Source organism: Prochlorococcus sp. MIT 1323, assembly GCF_047304905.1.
GTDB classification, from domain to species: Bacteria; Cyanobacteriota; Cyanobacteriia; order PCC-6307; family Cyanobiaceae; genus Prochlorococcus; species Prochlorococcus marinus_D.
On the sequence record NZ_CP138973.1, the window covers coordinates 2,235,206 to 2,253,043 of the forward strand.

Below are 17,838 nucleotides of genomic sequence, written 5' to 3' on the forward strand. Positions count from 1 at the left end.
TAATAATCAAAGCTAATATCGAGCCAATTTGTTTGCCTATATTTTGACTTTGTTGATTTCCTTGATGAGTTTCATTCTGACTGAATTTGCTTTGGCTTTGTTCCTTGCTGCAAGTGAAATGCGCCCTGGCCCTGCACAAAGCAAGTAAAAGAAAGTAGTTGCATAAACACCAGACAATTCAAAGGCATAGCTATGGTTTTCGACCACGGCGAAGGGGAATCCTTGCAGGCCAGTATCAAATAAGTGGTATGTAATCGCAAAAGCCATTGTCGATAGAAGGCCAAGCGCACATAGCCTAGTAGCAAGTCCGAACGCGATTCCAATTGGACAAATGATTTCTGTTAAAGCTGCTGCATACGTCCACAGCAGAGGGTCGCCTGGTAAGAAGTTAAGGTGTTGGCTGATGACAAATTCCGAGAAGCCTTCTGGATTTTGGAGCTTCTCTAATCCGTTGTGGACCATCAAAATGCTGACCCCGAGCCGGAGTATGAGAATTCCAAATTCGGAGAAGTAGTTAATCGATTCTGACGATGAACTGGCTTGAGGTCCTAGGTCAGAGTCAGATCCCTTTGCTTTAGGGGTTTCGGAGCCGGCCATCATCACCATGGATTGCAGGTGAGCACTTTAGAGAATCGGTTTGCAGATCAAGGCGATAACAGGGTTGACTCGCTCAGAAAGCTGCATGGCGACGTGGTGGGCAGGTCAGTCCATGGGTGGCATGGAAGTCTTCTTGAACCTTCCAGGTGAGTCGTCGCGAGATTTGTCGCACGATTTGCCTCAGCAGCTGGTCACCACTTGTCTGTACAAGACCATCTGGTAGCAGGGTGATCACTTTCGGTAGTTGGATCCACACCGAAAGATCCAAATCCCAGTTCACGATGGTGGTTTGCTGGACAATTTTGCTGTCTTCTGTTTCTGATGGCTGAAGTTTCAGCCCAGCCTTGAAGTCCACATCGTAGTGATCACAAAGGGGCTGATCTTGATGAGTGAGGTCCACATTGATGATTTGGTAGAGCCCTTGCTGCTGAGGAAGCAGCTTTAGGCCGATGCAAGGCTCCACTTCAAAGCCAAAATTTCCGAATCGACCAAGGGTGAGGAGATAGGACTGATCATCGAGGGCCTTGACCTCCATGGGTGCAGCACAGCGTTGAAACCAGCCTTGATGGTGGTCAAGATATGCCGCCACGTTTTTTGGCGGCGCAAGCATCTCCATGCGATCGGAAAAATGACTTCGATAGCAGCGGACTTGTGAGTTGTCGCTGAGGCGCAGGTATTGGTCGGCAGGTATCGACAAGGGCGGCACGGATGGTCATCCCTGGCTGGGTTAGCCGGGGATATTAACAAATGTAAAGCCAGGGTGTTGTTCAGTCGGAGGTTAGGTCGATCAGCTTCTGAATCACATGTTCAACCACTCGATCGGGTGTTGAGGCTCCGGAGGTGATGCCGACGCTCACGCTTCCAGCAGGTAGAAAATTACTTTCGATGAACAGATCTTCTCCCAGTGGCTTGTGTTGGATGCTGTTGTTATCACCAATACGTTCTGGGGTATCGATGTGGAAGGATCGGATCCCTCGGCTGATGGCGATTTCCTGTAGGTGAGTGGTGTTGGATGAGTTGAAACCACCAATCACCACCAGTAGATCTAGAGGTTCATCAACTAGCGAGAACATTGCTTGTTGCCGCTCCTCTGTGGCGTCACAGATGGTGTTGAAGGAAAGGAAATGTTTGTTGAGCTCTATTGGGCCATATTTTCTGAGCATGGTGCGCTCGAATAAACGACCGATTTCCTCGGTTTCACTTTTCAGCATGGTGGTCTGATTGGCTACCCCAAGGCGTTGGAGATCTTGATCTGGGTCAAAGTTTGCAGAGCATGCCTTGGCAAAGCGTTTCATGAACGCTGCACGATCTCCTTGGCCCAGGATGTAATCGGCGACTAGTTGGGCTTCATCAAGGTCTAAAACAACTAGATAGGTCCCTGCAAAGGAGCTGGTGGCCAAGGTTTCTTCATGCTTCACCTTGCCATGAATAATTGAGGTGAATTCTTGCTTCTTATGTTTCTCCACGGTGTGCCACACCTTGGAAACCCATGGACAAGTGGTGTCGATGATGTGACAGCCACGCTCATGAAGCAGCTCCATCTCCTGAACAGTGGCACCGAAGGCGGGCAGGATCACTACATCGCCATCATTGACGCAGGAAAAATCTTTGACACCTCCTTCAGCGTGGATGAACAGCACGTCCATTTCGCGTAAGTGTTCATTCACTGAAGGGTTGTGAATAATTTCGTTAGTAATCCAAATGCGCTCGCTTGGGTAGTGCCTACGGGTTTCATAAGCCATCGCAACTGCTCGCTCTACTCCCCAGCAGAAACCAAAGGCCTCAGCCAATTTCACCTGAAGTCGCCCATGTTGAAGCACATACCCGTTGTCTCGGATTGAGCCAATTAGGCTGCTTTGGTAGGCCTTCTCAAGGTTGCTGGCGACTTCGTTGGCTCGCCCGAAGCCCCTACGGTTGTAACGCTCAGAGTGGTGTAGCGAGCGTTTGAAAGCTTGTGTATCCATCGTGGCAGCAGCAATCTCCTGACTCTATGGGCAGCTCAACACTTTTGAAGCATAAAAAAGCCCGGCACAGGGTCGGGCTTGATGGGATTCAGGTTGTTGATCAGGCTTTAGTTGCCGGCTGAGGCGAAGTCGGGATAAGCCTCCATACCGTGTTCACCGATATCAAGACCTTCGATTTCCTCTGCTTCTGTTACGCGGATTCCGCCAAACAGTGCTCCGATGACAGACCAGGTAACCCAACAGGTCACCACGGTCCAGATGGCGTAGGCAGCGCAGCCGACAAATTGAGCCCAAAGCTGACTTGCGCCACCCCCAACGAATAGCCCAAGAGCGGAACCATCACCTTGGATGTCAAAGCCCCATAGGCCGATCACGAGGGTTCCCCAGATGCCACAGACGCCGTGGACAGAGAAAGCTCCAACTGGATCGTCGATGCCTAAAGAGTCAAGGGCTGAGACCGCGAACACCACAATGACACCACCGATTAGGCCTGCAACCCAGGCCCCTACCATCGTGAGATTCCCACAACCAGCTGTAATGCTCACTAGGCCGGCAAGTATGCCGTTGATGATCATCGTTAGATCAGGCTTGCCGGAGTAGATGGTGGAAATGATCGTTGCGCCGATGGCGCCACCTGCAGCCGCGAGTGTGGTTGTTACAGCCACGTAGGGGACCCATTGATCCATGGCGAGCTGGGAGCCGGGATTGAATCCATACCAGCCGATCCAGAGGATTAGGGCGCCAAGGGTAGCGATGGACATGTTGTGTCCTGGAATCGCTTGGGCCTTGCCACCGACAAATTTGCCGATGCGCGGACCGAGCAGCATTGCTCCCACCAGACCTGCCCAGGCACCGACGGAGTGAACGATCGAGGAGCCTGCGAAATCAATGAATTCAACGCCTTCGCCAAAGGCAGTGTTGAGCCAGCCCCCGTTCCATTCCCAGCTGCCAGCGATTGGGTAAATGAAACCAGTTAGCACTAGGGAGAAGACCACGAACTCGCCGAACTTGACGCGCTCTGCAACGAGTCCTGAGACGATGGTGGCAGCGGTGCCTGCAAAGGCTGCTTGGAAGAGGAAGTCGACGCTTGGGACAAGACCTCCTTCGCTGATCAGTTCAGGGGTTACAGCAGGATCAAAGAACAGGCCGTTGAAATAGAGCCATCCTGCCGAAACAGGATCGCCGTACATCAGCGAATAGCCGATGAACCAGTAAGCCGTTACCGCTAGGGCAAAGACAAATAGGTTTTTGGCGAGGATGTTGACCGCGTTTTTTTGACGACACATTCCGGCTTCGACCATCGCGAAGCCGGCATTCATGAAGATCACCAGAATCGTTGCAACCAGAAGCCAGAGATTGTTGGCTAGGAAGGCAGCATTCAGTTCTGGCATCTCGGCGGCATGGGCCGAGAGGTTGAAGAGTCCTAGGCCGAAGAGGGCCAAGGGCACGCAAGCCAGCCAAGTCAGTGAGCGATTGGAGCTGAAGCCACGGATGCTGCGCAGGAGGAGCATTGGCCCCTCCAGGAGACTGGCCTCCTGAAGGCGAACCGTGCGCCGCCTGGAGGGCGGAAGCGGAGCAGTTGTCATTGGAAGAAGCAGATCTGCAAAACGAGCTGGAAGCCTTTGTGATAGCTCAAAGGTCAAACTTGCTCAACTTGCAATTTTTTTATGTTCACTCTGATACGAAATATGGGATTGGTGGACGCTTTTAGGTCTATTTGCCGGGGTGAAAGTTCGATCTGTTACATCTGGAGCTCTTTTTGCTGTGTCAACTCTGTGTCGTCTTGGTAGGCCTAAGGCCCTCCCAGGTGATCTTGTCGCGGTGAAATCCGAAGCAACAGGGAATGACTTCCACGCCAGCTGTAAGAGCCAGGCGAAAGAGTTCGCCATAGCGAGGGTCTGCGCTATCCCCTGGGGCGAACGCTTGGACATCGTGGCGGCTGAGGCAGGGCACCAAGACTGCTCTGGACTCTGGCAGGACACCGATTAGCTCTTTGAGATGTTTTTGCCCTCGTTCTGTCACCGTGTCGGGAAAGAGGGCTAAGGAGTGTTCGATCCAGGTGGTGTTCTTGACCTCTAAGTAAATGGGTCTGGTGTCGGAGCAATTGGCATCAGGGGTTAACAGCAGGTCAATGCGGCTGCGTCGGTTGCTTCCATAAGTCACTTCCGCACGGATTGCTGCGATCGGACCGAGGACTTGCTTGAGGTGTCCGGCTTCAATCGCGGCTCTGATCAGGCTATTGGCCAAGGCTGTGTTGATACCCACCCAGCAGAGGCCGCCCTGGGCGCTGGGTGCCTCCGCTTGCTCCCATGTCCAGGCCAACTTGCGCTTGGGAGAAGGCGCATGGCGGAGTCGCACTCTGCCTCCAGGATGAAGAACACCAGTCATCGGACCTGTATTGGCGCAGTGGGCTGTCACGATTTCGCCGCTGACTAGCTCCACATCGGCAAGGAAGCGCTTGTAGCGCTTCACCAATATTCCTTCCTCGAGCGGTGGGAATGTGAGTAGTGGACTCCCTAACAATCCTTCCGGGATGGCCTCGGTCATGGGGATGCTTGCAGGGCTTGAGAATGCTGCTAAATGATCAGATGGTCTGAGGCCCAAGGATGGGGAGATCCTTAAAGCGTATTGCTCTGGTTGTCACAGTCGGCACCTTGCTTAGCAAGGTGGGAGGGCTGGTTCGTCAGCTTGTGATTGCGGCTGCCTTCGGGGTAGGAGCGGCTTATGACGCTTACAACTACGCCTACGTCTTGCCGGGGTTTCTGTTGATTCTCCTGGGTGGGATCAACGGTCCTTTCCACAGCGCCATGGTCAGTGTCCTCAGCAGACGGCCGCGGCAGGAGAGCGCTCATGTGTTGGCGGCGCTCAACACCATGGTTAGTGCTGCTTTGTTGTTGTTGACGGCTCTATTGGTGCTGGCAGCCAATCCGTTGATCACTTTGGTGGGCCCAGGTCTGAGTCCTGAGCTGCATCGGATTGCTGTGGTTCAGCTTCAGGTGATGGCACCAATGGCTTTGTTGGCAGGTTTGATCGGCCTGGGCTTCGGCTCCCTTAATGCTGCTGATGAGTTCTGGATTCCGGCGGTTTCGCCAATCATGTCCAGTCTTGCTTTGGTGGTCGGTGTCGGAGTTTTGTGGTGGCAGGTCGGCACGAACATCGGCTCCATGCAGTTCGCCCTTAGGGGTGGCATTGTTTTGGCACTAGCCACCTTGGTGGGAGCCCTGTTGCAGTGGCTGATTCAACTGCCGGCGTTGATCAGGCAAGGCTTGACCAAGATGAAGTTGGTTTGGGATTGGCATCATCCAGGTGTGCGGGAGGTATGGCAGGTCATGGGCCCGGCCACCCTTTCTTCAGGCATGTTGCAGATCAATGTCTTTACAGATCTGTTTTTTGCTTCCGGCATTTTGGGTGCGGCAGCTGGTCTGGGCTACGCCAATCTTTTGGTACAGACGCCTTTGGGGCTGATCTCCAATGCATTGCTGGTGCCACTGCTGCCAACGTTTGCCAGGCTCACTGCCCAGGAAGATCGGCCTGCACTAGTCACTCGCATCCGTCAGGGGTTGATGTTGTCTACGGCCAGCATGGTTCCTCTGGGGGCCATGTTCGTGGCTCTTGGAACCCCAATCGTTGCTTTGGTGTACGAGCGAGGGGCCTTTGATGCCCAGGCGGCCAGCTTGGTGAGTGGATTGCTGATGGCCTATGGCGTGGGCATGCCTGCCTATCTAGCTCGTGATCTGCTGGTGCGTGTGTTTTATGCCCTAGGTGATGGCACTACCCCCTTCCGACTTTCTACGGCAGGGATTGGCTTGAATGTGGTGTTTGATTGGTTGTTGGTTGGTGGCCCAACCCCTTGGGGCCCTCAGTTGCCATTCAATTTCGGGGCTACCGGTTTGGTGCTGGCGACGGTTGCAATCAATCTGCTGACCTGCGCAGCTCTCTTGGTGGGCTTGCATTCGCGGCTAGGGGGCTTGCCTTTGCAACGGTGGGCTTTTGATGGCGTCAAGGTGCTTTGGGCTGGCCTGGCGGCAGGGTTTGCGGCTTGGGCTCTGGCGACCTTGATGCAATGGCCTCAGGACCTGCTGGGACTTTTGATTGAGGTGTGTCTGTCAGTCATCACTGGCCTTGCTGTATTCGCTCTTATCAGCATCTCTCTTGGTGTCGCTGAGGTGCGTGAGCTAGCGCGTGAGCTGCGTTACAGAGTTATTTCTCGCTGAGGCGAACTTCGCGATCCTCACGGACTTGAATTGGTAGCTCCAGATGGTCTCGGCCCACCAGCTGGGGTCCCTGTACCGAAACGATGCGTGCTTCGATCCCGAATTCCTGGAAGGCGTTTTCGAGCTCTTGAATCAGAGCTTTCTCCACCTGGTCCTCAGCATCGACAACTTTGCCGATGAGTCGCTCCCCTAGTGGTCCGATGCGTTGACGCATCACTTCACGGGCGTTGGTGACCTCGATGATCAGCACTGGCCCTCCATGGATGGCAGCAACCTTATCTGCAGTAGGGCTCCAGGATCTCCTCAAGGTCACGAAGTTGAGAGGCTGGGATTAGGCGCGCCAGTGGTAGGCGGGTGCTCCCTCCACCTAGGGGCACTTGCACTGATTCCAGGGCTTGGCGGGCTGCCACATTGGCGCCTTCATTGAGCCTGACGCTGCATTCGATGGCAAGGTTTTCTGCAAGCCCTGCATCGCCCAGATAAAGGTGCCAGCTTGCGATCTGAAGGTAGATGCGATCGGCAAGGGATAGTTGTAGCTCTTTTAAATCTGCTGGATCGATTGTCATAAGTGATGGTCTTGCTAGGTGGATGCTGGCTTGATGTTGGGATCAGGCTTGCTCTTCGGTGGTCTTGGCCTTGGGTCTTTTGACGACTACAAATGCAAGGTGGATGAAGAGTCCAGTAAGCCAGATTTCGCTGAACCAATCCAAGTGTGGCCATGGGTGGCGCATTTGTTGAATGAACCAAAGGCCACTGTTGAAAGCTGCAAAGGCCATGGCATGCAGGGTGAAGTTGACGATTCGAGCGAAATGTTGATAGGTCGGGTCGGTTGTGTCGGCGTTGCCGTACCAGCGAATTGGCATGAGCAGTGTCCTTGTAGATCTCTCGATTGTGGCGCTTGGATGAGACTCGGTTGACGAAGGCCCCCATGATGAAGTCTGATGTTTCCTTCTAAGCGCCTGTAGCTCAGCGGATTAGAGCATCTGACTACGGATCAGAGGGTCGGGAGTTCGAATCTCTCCAGGCGCGCTGATTAACTGCCCTTCGGGCAGTTTTTTTTTGCACTTGGGTCCGGCGGCGGTCTTAGGGCTAAGGGCTGTGCTTAAGACGTGAAGAACCATTGCCTACGATCCGAAAACTGTTGGGTTCTGTAAATGACGGATCGCTTCTTGGCTTCTATTAATGCTGCCCTGACGGATTCCGACCCGGCGATTGCAGGCTTGATCGATCAGGAGAGGCAACGTCAGGAGACCCATCTAGAGCTGATAGCCAGTGAGAACTTCACTTCTCAAGCTGTGATGCAGGCTCAGGGTTCTGTGCTCACCAACAAGTACGCCGAAGGTCTTCCCCATAAGCGCTATTACGGCGGTTGTGAGCATGTCGATGCGATTGAGGAGTTGGCGATCGAGCGTGCTCGGCAGCTCTTTGGTGCGGCTTGGGCCAACGTGCAACCTCATAGTGGGGCGCAGGCCAACTTCGCCGTCTTCCTGGCGCTGTTGCAGCCCGGTGACACCATCATGGGGATGGATCTATCCCATGGGGGGCATCTCACTCATGGTTCTCCTGTCAATGTCAGCGGCAAGTGGTTCAAGGTCGTTCATTACGGCGTGGAGCGTGATAGTCAGCAGCTCGACATGGAGGCTGTTCGTCAGCTGGCCCTGAAAGAGCGTCCTCAACTGATCATCTGCGGCTATTCGGCCTATCCCCGTACGATCGATTTTGCTGCTTTTCGAAGCATCGCTGATGAGGTGGGCGCTTACTTGTTGGCGGACATGGCACACATTGCCGGCCTTGTTGCGGCTGGGGTCCATCCGACTCCTATCGCTCACTGTGATGTGGTGACGACGACCACCCACAAGACATTGCGTGGCCCCAGAGGCGGCTTAATCCTTTGTCGTGATGCGGACTTTGGCCGTAAGTTTGACAAGGCAGTGTTTCCTGGCAGTCAGGGCGGCCCTTTGGAACATGTGATCGCAGCCAAGGCTGTGGCCTTAGGAGAAGCTCTTCAGCCAGAGTTCCAGGCTTATAGCTGCCAGGTGGTGGCGAATGCCCAGGTTCTTGCTGGTCGCATTCAGGAGCGCGGGATTGCGGTGGTGAGTGGAGGAACAGATAATCATCTTGTCTTGCTGGATCTGCGCAGCATTGAGATGACCGGGAAGGTTGCTGATTTGCTTGTCAGTGACGTGAACATCACCGCCAATAAGAACACAGTGCCCTTTGATCCTGAGTCGCCTTTTGTGACCAGTGGTCTGCGCTTGGGCACGGCGGCGCTTACAACTCGTGGCTTTGATGAGGAGGCATTCCGTGAGGTTGCTGATGTGATTGCAGATCGTTTGCTTAAACCGCAAGATGAATCGATCAAGGCGCAGTGCTTGGAACGGGTGAGACAACTTTGTGGCCGTTTCCCTCTCTACAGGGGTGCCCTCCAGCCAGCGCTTGCTTGACTGGCCCTTCGCTCTGGAATCACAGGTTTGCTCTGCTTAGGATTCATTCCATCGGCCCTTCTTTAGGTCGCTTGCTACAGGAGCGAACTTGACTCTCGCGAGCAGCCCCTTTGCTTTTGCTACGGCGAGCTTTGTGATCGCTGCTGTGCTTACCACTTTGGTTGTCCCACTTGTGCGGGCGCTAGGCCTTCACCTTGGTCTCACTGATCAGCCTGACTCCCGCAAGCAGCACAGCACTCCGATGGTGCGTCTTGGTGGCATCGCCATGGTGCTGGGATTTGGTTTGGCTCTGGCAGTGACATGGGGGCTGGGGGGGTTTGGTTTACTTGCGCCTGCGAAGGATCAGCTGATCTGGTCCACTCTGGCGGGGGCTCTTTGCTTTTTTGCGATTGGCCTGGCAGATGATTTGTTCGTTTTGTCTCCTTGGCCTCGTTTGGCAGGACAGGTGGCCGTTGCGTTTGCAATGTGGACTCAGGGGGTACGCATTGGAACGATTGAGTTCCCCTGGTTGGGGGAAGGCTCTTCTTCTTTAATTGCCTTGCCGGATTTGCTTAGCCTTGCTGCCACGCTGGTGTGGCTTGTGGGTATTACCAATGCCATCAATTGGCTAGATGGTCTTGATGGTCTTGCGGCAGGAGTGGCTGGTATTGCCGCTGTTGGTCTTGTGTCGGTCAGTTTTTCACTTCATCAAGTGGCTGCAGGTTTTCTGGCAGCTGCTTTGGCGGGCTGTTGTCTTGGTTTTCTGCGCCATAACTTCAATCCAGCCCGAATTTTTATGGGTGATGGCGGCTCCTATTTCCTTGGCTTTACCTTGGCAGCAATCAGCATCGTGGGACCAGCCAAGGGACTCACCACCGTCAGTCTGTTGCTGCCACTGTTGATTTTGTCTCTGCCTTTGGCTGATATGTCGGCAGTGATTATGGGGCGTTTGCGGGAAGGCCGTTCTCCCTTTTACCCTGATCGTCGCCATCTTCATCACCGTCTGCTGCGCGCCGGCTTCAGTCATCGCCGAACGGTGTTGTTGATCTACGTGTTTACACAATGGCTAGCAGCATTGGCCCTCGTGGTGGCCAATGCTGAAATGCGTTTTTTGTGGCTGGCTTTAGCGACAGCCATTCTCGTGGCGACAGTCGTGATCAGCCGTCGTCAACGTAGTGCTGAAGGTGTCTTCGTAGACCCTTCTAGCCCCCTTGCAGCTCCTAGTGATCCACGTGCCTATCGCGATGGTCATGGCTGAAGCTTCGGCTAAGCATGGTGTTGAGATCCTTTGCATTGGCACGGAGCTGTTGCTTGGCAACATCCTTAACAGCAATGCTCGTTGGTTAGCTGAGGAGCTGGCTGCTCTGGGGCTCCCTCATTACCGCCAAACTGTTGTAGGAGACAACGTTGAACGTCTCAAAGAATCAGTTTTGGAGGCTGTTGATCGCAGTCGGATTCTGATCACCACTGGTGGCCTAGGACCAACGCCTGATGATCTGACTACTGAAACTTTGGCGGCTGCTTTTGATACGCCGCTTGAGGAACGTCCAGAACTTTGGTTCGAGATTCAGGCCAAGCTCACTGCTGGCGGCAGCATTTCTGCAATCAGTAATCGCAAACAGGCATTGTTTCCTCGTGGAGCTGAAATCCTTCCAAATCCTTCCGGCACTGCGCCGGGGATGATCTGGTGTCCTCGGCCGGGGTTCACTGTGCTCACCTTTCCGGGTGTGCCTTCTGAAATGAAGCAGATGTGGTCCCAGACAGCCGTGCCATGGCTGCGTCAGCACGGAGGAGTGGCTGACATCTTTGTGAGTCGGCTGTTGCGGTTTACAGGCATTGCTGAATCCACGCTGGCTGAAGAGGTGGCTGATTTGCTTGAGCAGGGCAATCCAACAGTGGCCCCTTATGCCGGCCTGGGAGAGGTGAAACTACGGATCACGGCCCGAGGGGCAACGGTGGAGCAAGCGAGGCAGCTATTGGATCCAGTGGATGCAGAACTCCGTCATCGCACCGGTTTGTTCTGTTATGGCTCGGATGGTGAGAGCTTGGCTTCGGTTGTGCTGGATTTGTTGCGTCAACGAGGTGAGACCGTTGTAGTGGCAGAGTCTTGTACAGGTGGCGGAGTTGGTGCCGCTTTGGCTGCTGTTCCGAGAGCTTCTGAGGTTTTTCTTGGCGGGGTTATTGCTTATAGCAATGCCATTAAGCAAGCCCTACTGGGGATATCCACAGACCTTTTGCACCAGCACGGTGCAGTTTCGGATCCTGTGGTACGGGCTATGGCTGAAGGCGCGCGTCAACGGCTGGGGGCAGATTGGTCCATTGCGGTGAGCGGTGTGGCAGGCCCTGGCGGTGGTACGCAGGCCAAGCCTGTGGGGTTAGTGCATATCGCAGTAGCTGGACCGCATGGCTGTGATGCAAGCCCTGTGCAGTTCGGTGTTCGTCGTGGAAGGTTGGCAATTCAGGAGCTGAGTGTGGTTCGCAGTCTCGATCGGCTGCGCAGGTTCCTGCTGGATGGGAGCTAAGGTTTTCGGCTACTGCCTCTGAACCTTGAGCTCCGGCACCCTCTACGACAAGGTGTGGGATCTCCATCGGGTGGCTGAACTGCCTGGTGGATCCACTCAGTTATTTGTGGGTTTGCATTTGATCCATGAGGTCACCAGCCCGCAGGCTTTCGCTGCTTTGCGGGACAAGGGTTTGCCGGTGCGGTGCCCTGAGCGCACCGTGGCGACTGTTGATCACATCGTGCCGACGATCAGTCAGAAGCGTCCGTTTGCTGACCCTTTGGCTGAGGAGATGCTCAGCACCTTGGAACGAAACTGTGCCAACTACGGGATTGTTCTTTGCGGCCTTGGCAGTGGTCGCCAGGGCATTGTGCATGTGATAGCTCCTGAGTTGGGGCTGACCCAGCCGGGCATGACTGTGGCTTGTGGTGACTCACACACGTCTACCCATGGGGCGTTTGGCGCCATTGCTTTCGGCATCGGTACCAGCCAGGTGCGGGATGTGCTTGCCAGTCAGAGTCTTGCCATGAACAAGCTCAAGGTGCGCCGGATCTGGGTCGACGGTCAGCTTGGTTCCGGTGTTCATGCCAAGGATTTGATCCTTCATCTGATCCGAAGCCTTGGGGTCAAAGCTGGCGTGGGCTATGCCTATGAGTTCGCCGGACCAGCCATTGATGTGCTCTCCATGGAAGAACGCATGACCCTCTGCAATATGGCGATTGAGGGAGGCGCTCGCTGCGGATATGTCAATCCTGATGGGGTCACTTTTGACTATTTGCAAGGACGGTTTTATGCGCCTACTGGGGAGGCTTGGCATCGGGCAGTGGCCTGGTGGAGCAGCTTGGCCAGTGATCCCAATGCTGTCTTTGATGATGAGGTGACGTTTGATGCGGCCAGTATTGCTCCCATGGTCACCTGGGGCATCACTCCTGGTCAGGGTATTGCTGTAGACGAATCGGTACCGACTGCTGATTCGCTTGAGCCAAGTGAACGTCCAATCGCCGAGGAAGCTTGTCGCTATATGGATTTGGAGCCGGGAATGGCGATTGAAGGGGTTCCAGTTGATGTTTGTTTTATTGGCAGTTGCACCAATGGTCGTCTTAGTGATTTAAAGGCTGCTGCCGCTATTGCCAAGGGCCGCCATGTAGCACAAGGGATCAAGGCCTTTGTGGTGCCAGGTTCGGAACAAGTTGCCAGGGCTGCGGAAGCAGAGGGGCTTGATGGTGTTTTTCGGAAGGCTGGATTTGAATGGCGTGAACCAGGCTGTTCCATGTGTCTGGCAATGAATCCTGATCGTCTGGAGGGGCGTCAGATCAGTGCAAGTTCCAGTAACAGGAATTTCAAGGGGCGTCAGGGTTCGTCCAGAGGTCGCACCTTGTTGATGAGTCCTGCAATGGTGGCTGCTGCTGCCATTACCGGCCAGGTCACCGATGTGCGCAAGCTAATCAGCAACACTGTTCCTTCTCAAAGCTTCCACCAATGACGATTGAGGCTATACCTTTCCCTCATGGCCCTATAGACCAGGTTCGGGGCCGGGCCGTGATGTTGCGTGGTGACGACATTGACACGGATCGGATCATCCCAGCCCGGTTTCTTAAATGTGTGAGTTTTGAGGTGCTGGGAGATCAGGTTTTTGAGGATGATCGCTTGGAACTGGGTGGTTCACATCCCTTCGACCTGAAGGTTCATCAGGGTGCTTCGATCTTGGTTGTTAATGATAATTTCGGCTGTGGTTCTAGTCGTGAACATGCACCTCAAGCTTTGATGCGCTGGGGTGTCCGTGCGCTGATTGGACAGAGCTTTGCAGAAATCTTCTATGGCAACTGTCTGGCGCTGGGAATTCCATGTGCAACTGCCGCCTTTGCTCACATTGATGCCTTGCAGCAGGCGGTAGCAGCGGAACCGTCGCAGAGCTGGGTCTTCAATCTTCAGGATCAGCAGTTGACGAGTGCTGCGGGTTCATGGGATTTACAGATTGAGTCTGGCCCTCGCGAGATGCTGCTTAGCGGACGTTGGGATGCCACATCCCAGTTGGTGGCTCAGGACGCAGCCCTAAAGCGCACGATGGCAGACCTCCCATACCTCAATGATTTTGTGGCGTCTCTGCATTGAATGTTGTTTGTTGAGGACACGAAAGATTGAATTTTGAGTGATTTGCTGCGGCAGATCATTCGCAGCGTGTCTATGAAAAGAGAAAGTGAGCTGGTCATGGTTTCTCTCCGTTACATCTGCACTGTGGTGCTCGTTCTGTTAGCTCCTCCAGCATTTGCGGCGCCAGTTGTGTCTCTCAATGTTGAGCCTTATACAACACAGATGGAGCAGTTGCACCAATTCGGAGCGTGTAGGAGTTGTGATTTGCGCGGGGCAGACCTCCGTGATGCTCATTTGATTGGTGTAGACCTTCGCGATGCTGATCTGCGGGGTGCTCGTCTTGAGAGAGCGAATCTTGAGGGTGCTGATCTAAGTGGGGCTCGCTTGGATGATGCTCTGCTCAATGGGGCGGTGCTTACGAATACTGAGTTGAGTGGGACAGACTTGCGCCGTGCAGACTTACGTGAGGCTGTGGTGATCAATGCTTACTCGCCAGATGTGCGTACGGAAGGAATGCAGTTTGCCGGTGCTGATTTAACCGGTAGTCATTTGATTTATGGGGGTGCTCCTTGATCAACTGAATTAGAAGAGGTGCTCTTCAAATTGATCGAATTGATTGATGGGTGTATAAGGAACAAAAGGTACGCCGGTGCCGGTGAAGTTGAAATCATTAAGACGGAAACGAAAGCCGCCGATACCTTTGTAGGGGTTGAAGTAGAAACCGAAGTCATAGGAACGACGTTGCCAGCGCAGTTCGATGTTTGAGTTAATGATGTCACCGTAATAAATGGATTCGGGGTCTATATTCATTCCTATGCCTGCACTAAGTACTAAAGGGCCTGCAATTTGCTGGTTGATGCCTATCCCAAATGTCCCTAAGTCAACGGCTTGGTCAAATTCAAATGGGCTTTCGCCTTCTTTTAGAGTTATTCCGCCGCTGAGCGAAAGTTGTGTGTAGTCAAGGAAAGGTTTGCTGAATGTTCCTAGAGTCAGGGTTGGTCCAGCACTAAAAGTGATGGTGTTTTGAGTAGCAGTATTAATTTCACTACTGTAAGCGCTTAATGAGGCTCTTAGATTAGTTCTAAAGTCCAGACCAGGTACGATAGCTGCAGGAGAATACCGGTAGGCTGCTTCTGGTGTGAGGGCAGCAGGCTTTCCACGCCAGATTGGGTACCTGCTATTTAGAGATCCATAGAAGTTGATACGCCATAGATCTGAAAGGTTTTCATTGGTAAATGATTCCGCTTGATAGTTGCCTACACCAGCCCTGATGAGAAAGTTGTTTCTTAATTTCCCCCAACGCCATTTGGCGTTCTTCTCAAGTAAAGCTCCATAGGCAGAGTAGATATCTGTTTCTCCCAGTGATCCGTTCCAAGCTTTGTAGCGATAGGCCCCAAAGATATGTGCATCAATCTCGCCAATGAGGGGAATATCAAGCTTATTTTTGAGGTCCCCCCAGTAACGGCTGCCGTCAGCAATATTTAGAGGGTTAAAAGTGCTTAAATCAGCATTAATTTCAACATCCCACCCCAAAGTTTTCCCAGTTAGTTCTGCTTCCAGGCCGAATAAGTCAGCAGCTGTAATTGGCTGGGTTGTTTTGCCGCTGTTAATTGAGCTGCCAGGAGCAACGTAGCTGTTTGTCTCTCCGTCGATGGCGCGCTCTAGAAGGAATTGAGGCTGGAGGGAGAGGGTGTAGTTCTTTGTTAGCTCGATAGGTTTTAGATCACGACCAACAAAGAAACCATCTCGATCGTTATTGTCTATGCCGAATACCCAACGGTTCTCAACTTCTTCCTGCTTTTTGATGGTTTGTGTTCTGGAGACTGGGATAGGAAAACGATCTTCTATAATTAGCTGATTGCGGCGGCTTTGGATCACAATATCCCCACTAGGTTCTTCAGTGGCAATTACATCTTCGGCATCAATACGCGTTTGAGAGGGTGTGTAGGGATCATTGGAGAAGCCCATGCGATCTGCTTTCCATCCCTCTGGGCTGATCGTGACCTTGGCGGCTTGAATCCTCCAGCGGCTGATCGATCCTGTGATTAGCTTTGTGTTCGCTACTTGGTTTAATTGAGAAACTTTAACTCCGCCATATGCATTTGTTTCTCTTACATCCCTTGCTGAGGCCAGATTTCCTCTTTGCAATCCAAGGGTAAGGGCTTGTTGGAACTGGATGCTGCTAATCCGTTGATCGATCTTGGCAATTGCCTGGGCGCGCAATGCTTCTTGCTCTGCTGGAGAGAGCGTCGATGAATTCGTCTGGGCGAGTCTTTGTCGTGTGGCAACAGCTTGGGGAGGCGTAGTGCCAAGAGGGAGAGCCTCTGCTTGGGCTTTAGGGTCACCCTCTCCAAGGGTGATCGACTCAAGTGTCTCTTGGAGTCCTTGGCGAGTTGTTCGATTAGCACGATCGGGGTCAGGACAACCCAGTGGTGGCGGAACGTCAACTTGCTGCGGGGCTGTGTTGTCTTTGCCCCAGCGGTATCTCAAGCCAATAAGGTAAGCATTACTTCCTTCCTTGACACCGCTATAGGTGCCGAAGGCTCCTGAGCGATGGTGAATGCGTCCCACAAGAGAGAGTTGTTGTGAGACTGCGGCTTCAAGCTCAAAGCTCAGATAGTTGAGCAATTTTGCATAGTTCTCGCGGTAGGTCTTCTCATAGTTGCTATGGGCCGTGTTGAAGCTGATTCCCTCGATCACGCCAAAACTCAACCACGGTTGTACCCATAGCCGTGCTCCGATACCCAGCACACCTTCACCAAAGCTCTGTGCAGGTGTTTCTGCAAATGGTACTGATTGATTGAAGGCTCCTCCAGCTTGTTGGTTGGCATGGTGAGCAAAGAGGTCTGCTTCTAGTTCAAGAGCGAAGGGGCCTGCACGAGCGATTCTTTTCTGCAGACCCAGGCCCAGGAGATATTCCTCCCTCATTCGGCCATTGAACAGAAAGGTGTCTCCAAAATTTGAATCAATCATCTGGCCACCCCAAGCCGTTACGGCCCAGGGATGGGGATGCCAATCTGGTATCGGCGGCAGCACAGGTGGACAGGCCATGTCTGGGAGATTGTTTGCGTCTTGTCGAGATATCTCGGACGATTGCGGTGGCTGATCTGCCTGGACCCATTGATTGTTTTGGGCAAGACTTTGATCCCAGATCGTTGTTGAAGCGGTCTGGTTGCTGATAGCTCCAGCGGTGGTGCTGTTTAACTCAACGTCTAAAGCGGTGGGGAATCCGAGGCTTTCGCTTTCTTGTATTGCTAGGCGCCGTCTTGGCTTTGAGGGGTTTTGTGGGATCTGAGCTGCATCGGGTGAATTGGGGCCAAGGTCGATTGCTGCGCTGTCGAGATCTAGAACGCCATAAACGTCCTCTAGTTCCCCTTCTTTTTGAATCAGGCTGTAGCGCAGGGAACTGGCTTGGAAGTACTGAGATCCCTTGCGGAAACGAACACTCCCCCTGGCATAAAGGGTGTTGAAGTTGCTGTCGAACTCAATGCGGTCTGCATGAAGGACGCCTCCATTGAGAACGGCCTTGACGTTCCCTTCAGCGATAAAACGCTCTTGTCTGGCGTCATAGCGTTGACGGTTAGCCCGAAGTTTGAGCTCTCGTGGAGGTTCGGGAGATTGTTCTGGCAGGCTTGGCTGGCGTTGAAAGCCTGTTGATTGCCCCAGCTGCCGCCCTGGTCTAGCGATGGGAGCCGCTTGGCTGGGCGAGGAGGTGCCTTCTTTGTATGAGTTGCTTGACTGAGAATTTGCTTCAGCAGGGATTAACCCTGTAGCAAGGAAGAGCCCAACGAGAAGGGTTGGGGGACTTTTCGCCGCCAATAGGCTTCAGCTGGGGCAGCTGATCTTCCCATGATTGATGGAAGATCTGAGCAGGCCTCAGTCCAGTGTGTTGCGTGACCCGAGAAGTTTCGCTTGCAAAGGTTTTTAGTCTTCGAGATCCTTACGGGCTGGTGTCCTCGAAGGATCGCTGGCCAAGAAGCCGAAGACGAAAACCGCAATGAAGAAGAAGACGACCGAGTAAACGGAGAGCTTGAGGGCGAGCATGGAG

17 protein-coding genes and 1 tRNA gene are annotated in these 17,838 nt (G+C 53.4%); 8 read left to right on the forward strand and 10 right to left on the reverse strand.

Annotated elements, in window-relative coordinates; all coding sequences use genetic code 11:
* Positions 1–36: 36 nt before the first annotated feature.
* The 5 genes from SIB68_RS10875 to sfsA form a co-directional block, all read right to left on the reverse strand.
* A complete protein-coding gene (locus SIB68_RS10875; protein ID WP_063400889.1) occupies positions 37–606 on the reverse strand; it encodes a DoxX family protein in 570 nt (189 codons plus the stop codon).
* Between the two features lie 64 nt (positions 607–670).
* A complete protein-coding gene (locus SIB68_RS10880) occupies positions 671–1,303 on the reverse strand; it encodes a DUF1997 domain-containing protein (protein WP_063400888.1) in 633 nt (210 codons plus the stop codon).
* 61 nt (positions 1,304–1,364) lie between these two features.
* Positions 1,365–2,561 (reverse strand): 4-hydroxy-3-methylbut-2-enyl diphosphate reductase, encoded by a 1,197-nt coding sequence (locus tag SIB68_RS10885; RefSeq protein ID WP_063400887.1) that lies wholly within the window; start codon positions 2,559–2,561, stop codon positions 1,365–1,367.
* Positions 2,562–2,668: 107 nt separating this feature from the next.
* On the reverse strand, positions 2,669–4,147 hold the full coding sequence (locus tag SIB68_RS10890) for an ammonium transporter (RefSeq protein ID WP_063401136.1): 1,479 nt from the start codon (positions 4,145–4,147) through the stop codon (positions 2,669–2,671).
* A 181-nt stretch (positions 4,148–4,328) separates the two neighbouring features.
* Complete coding sequence (sfsA, locus tag SIB68_RS10895; protein WP_063401135.1) at positions 4,329–5,108, reverse strand: DNA/RNA nuclease SfsA; 780 nt, start codon at positions 5,106–5,108, stop codon at positions 4,329–4,331.
* A 59-nt stretch (positions 5,109–5,167) separates the two neighbouring features.
* On the opposite strand from sfsA, the gene murJ reads away from it, so the two are divergent.
* Positions 5,168–6,775, forward strand: coding sequence for a murein biosynthesis integral membrane protein MurJ (murJ, locus tag SIB68_RS10900; RefSeq protein WP_063400886.1), 1,608 nt, complete (start codon positions 5,168–5,170; stop codon positions 6,773–6,775).
* On the opposite strand, the gene SIB68_RS10905 is transcribed toward murJ, so the two are convergent.
* From SIB68_RS10905 to SIB68_RS10915, 3 genes are read right to left on the reverse strand one after another with little or no spacing between them, the layout of a single operon-like run.
* Positions 6,762–7,025 carry a hypothetical protein gene (locus SIB68_RS10905; protein WP_063400885.1) on the reverse strand — a complete coding sequence of 88 codons (264 nt, stop codon included), beginning with the start codon at positions 7,023–7,025 and terminating at the stop codon, positions 6,762–6,764. The genes murJ and SIB68_RS10905 overlap by 14 nt on opposite strands.
* 25 nt (positions 7,026–7,050) lie before the next feature.
* On the reverse strand, positions 7,051–7,341 hold the full coding sequence (locus SIB68_RS10910) for a DUF3181 family protein (protein WP_011131216.1): 291 nt from the start codon (positions 7,339–7,341) through the stop codon (positions 7,051–7,053).
* Positions 7,342–7,383: 42 nt separating this feature from the next.
* Entirely contained in the window at positions 7,384–7,638 is a 255-nt protein-coding gene (locus tag SIB68_RS10915) for a 2TM domain-containing protein (RefSeq protein WP_074160306.1), read from the reverse strand.
* A 92-nt stretch (positions 7,639–7,730) separates the two neighbouring features.
* Here SIB68_RS10915 and SIB68_RS10920 point away from each other — a divergent pair.
* From SIB68_RS10920 to SIB68_RS10950, 7 genes are all read left to right on the forward strand, one after another.
* Positions 7,731–7,804: transfer RNA gene (locus SIB68_RS10920), tRNA-Arg, on the forward strand.
* Positions 7,805–7,929: 125 nt separating this feature from the next.
* The gene (gene glyA / locus SIB68_RS10925; protein WP_063400884.1) at positions 7,930–9,219 is read left to right on the forward strand and encodes a serine hydroxymethyltransferase; all 1,290 of its coding nucleotides are present in this window, start codon (positions 7,930–7,932) and stop codon (positions 9,217–9,219) included.
* Positions 9,220–9,307: 88 nt separating this feature from the next.
* Positions 9,308–10,456, forward strand: coding sequence for an MraY family glycosyltransferase (locus tag SIB68_RS10930; protein ID WP_063400883.1), 1,149 nt, complete (start codon positions 9,308–9,310; stop codon positions 10,454–10,456).
* Positions 10,449–11,720, forward strand: coding sequence for a competence/damage-inducible protein A (locus SIB68_RS10935; RefSeq protein ID WP_196757143.1), 1,272 nt, complete (start codon positions 10,449–10,451; stop codon positions 11,718–11,720). Before SIB68_RS10930 ends, SIB68_RS10935 begins: the two co-directional genes overlap by 8 nt.
* 25 nt (positions 11,721–11,745) lie before the next feature.
* Positions 11,746–13,182, forward strand: a complete 1,437-nt coding sequence (leuC, locus tag SIB68_RS10940) for a 3-isopropylmalate dehydratase large subunit (RefSeq protein WP_063400881.1) — start codon at positions 11,746–11,748, stop codon at positions 13,180–13,182.
* Positions 13,179–13,811: a 3-isopropylmalate dehydratase small subunit gene (locus SIB68_RS10945; RefSeq protein WP_063400880.1), complete on the forward strand. Its 633-nt coding sequence runs from the start codon at positions 13,179–13,181 to the stop codon at positions 13,809–13,811. Before leuC ends, SIB68_RS10945 begins: the two co-directional genes overlap by 4 nt.
* Before the next feature lie 96 nt (positions 13,812–13,907).
* Entirely contained in the window at positions 13,908–14,363 is a 456-nt protein-coding gene (locus tag SIB68_RS10950; protein WP_236069084.1) for a pentapeptide repeat-containing protein, read from the forward strand.
* A gap of 9 nt (positions 14,364–14,372) precedes the next feature.
* On the opposite strand, the gene SIB68_RS10955 is transcribed toward SIB68_RS10950, so the two are convergent.
* Positions 14,373–17,609 (reverse strand): DUF3769 domain-containing protein, encoded by a 3,237-nt coding sequence (locus SIB68_RS10955; RefSeq protein ID WP_063400879.1) that lies wholly within the window; start codon positions 17,607–17,609, stop codon positions 14,373–14,375.
* A 105-nt stretch (positions 17,610–17,714) separates the two neighbouring features.
* On the reverse strand, positions 17,715–17,834 hold the full coding sequence (locus tag SIB68_RS10960) for a photosystem II reaction center protein I (RefSeq protein WP_011131207.1): 120 nt from the start codon (positions 17,832–17,834) through the stop codon (positions 17,715–17,717).
* Between the last annotated feature and the right edge of the window lie 4 nt (positions 17,835–17,838).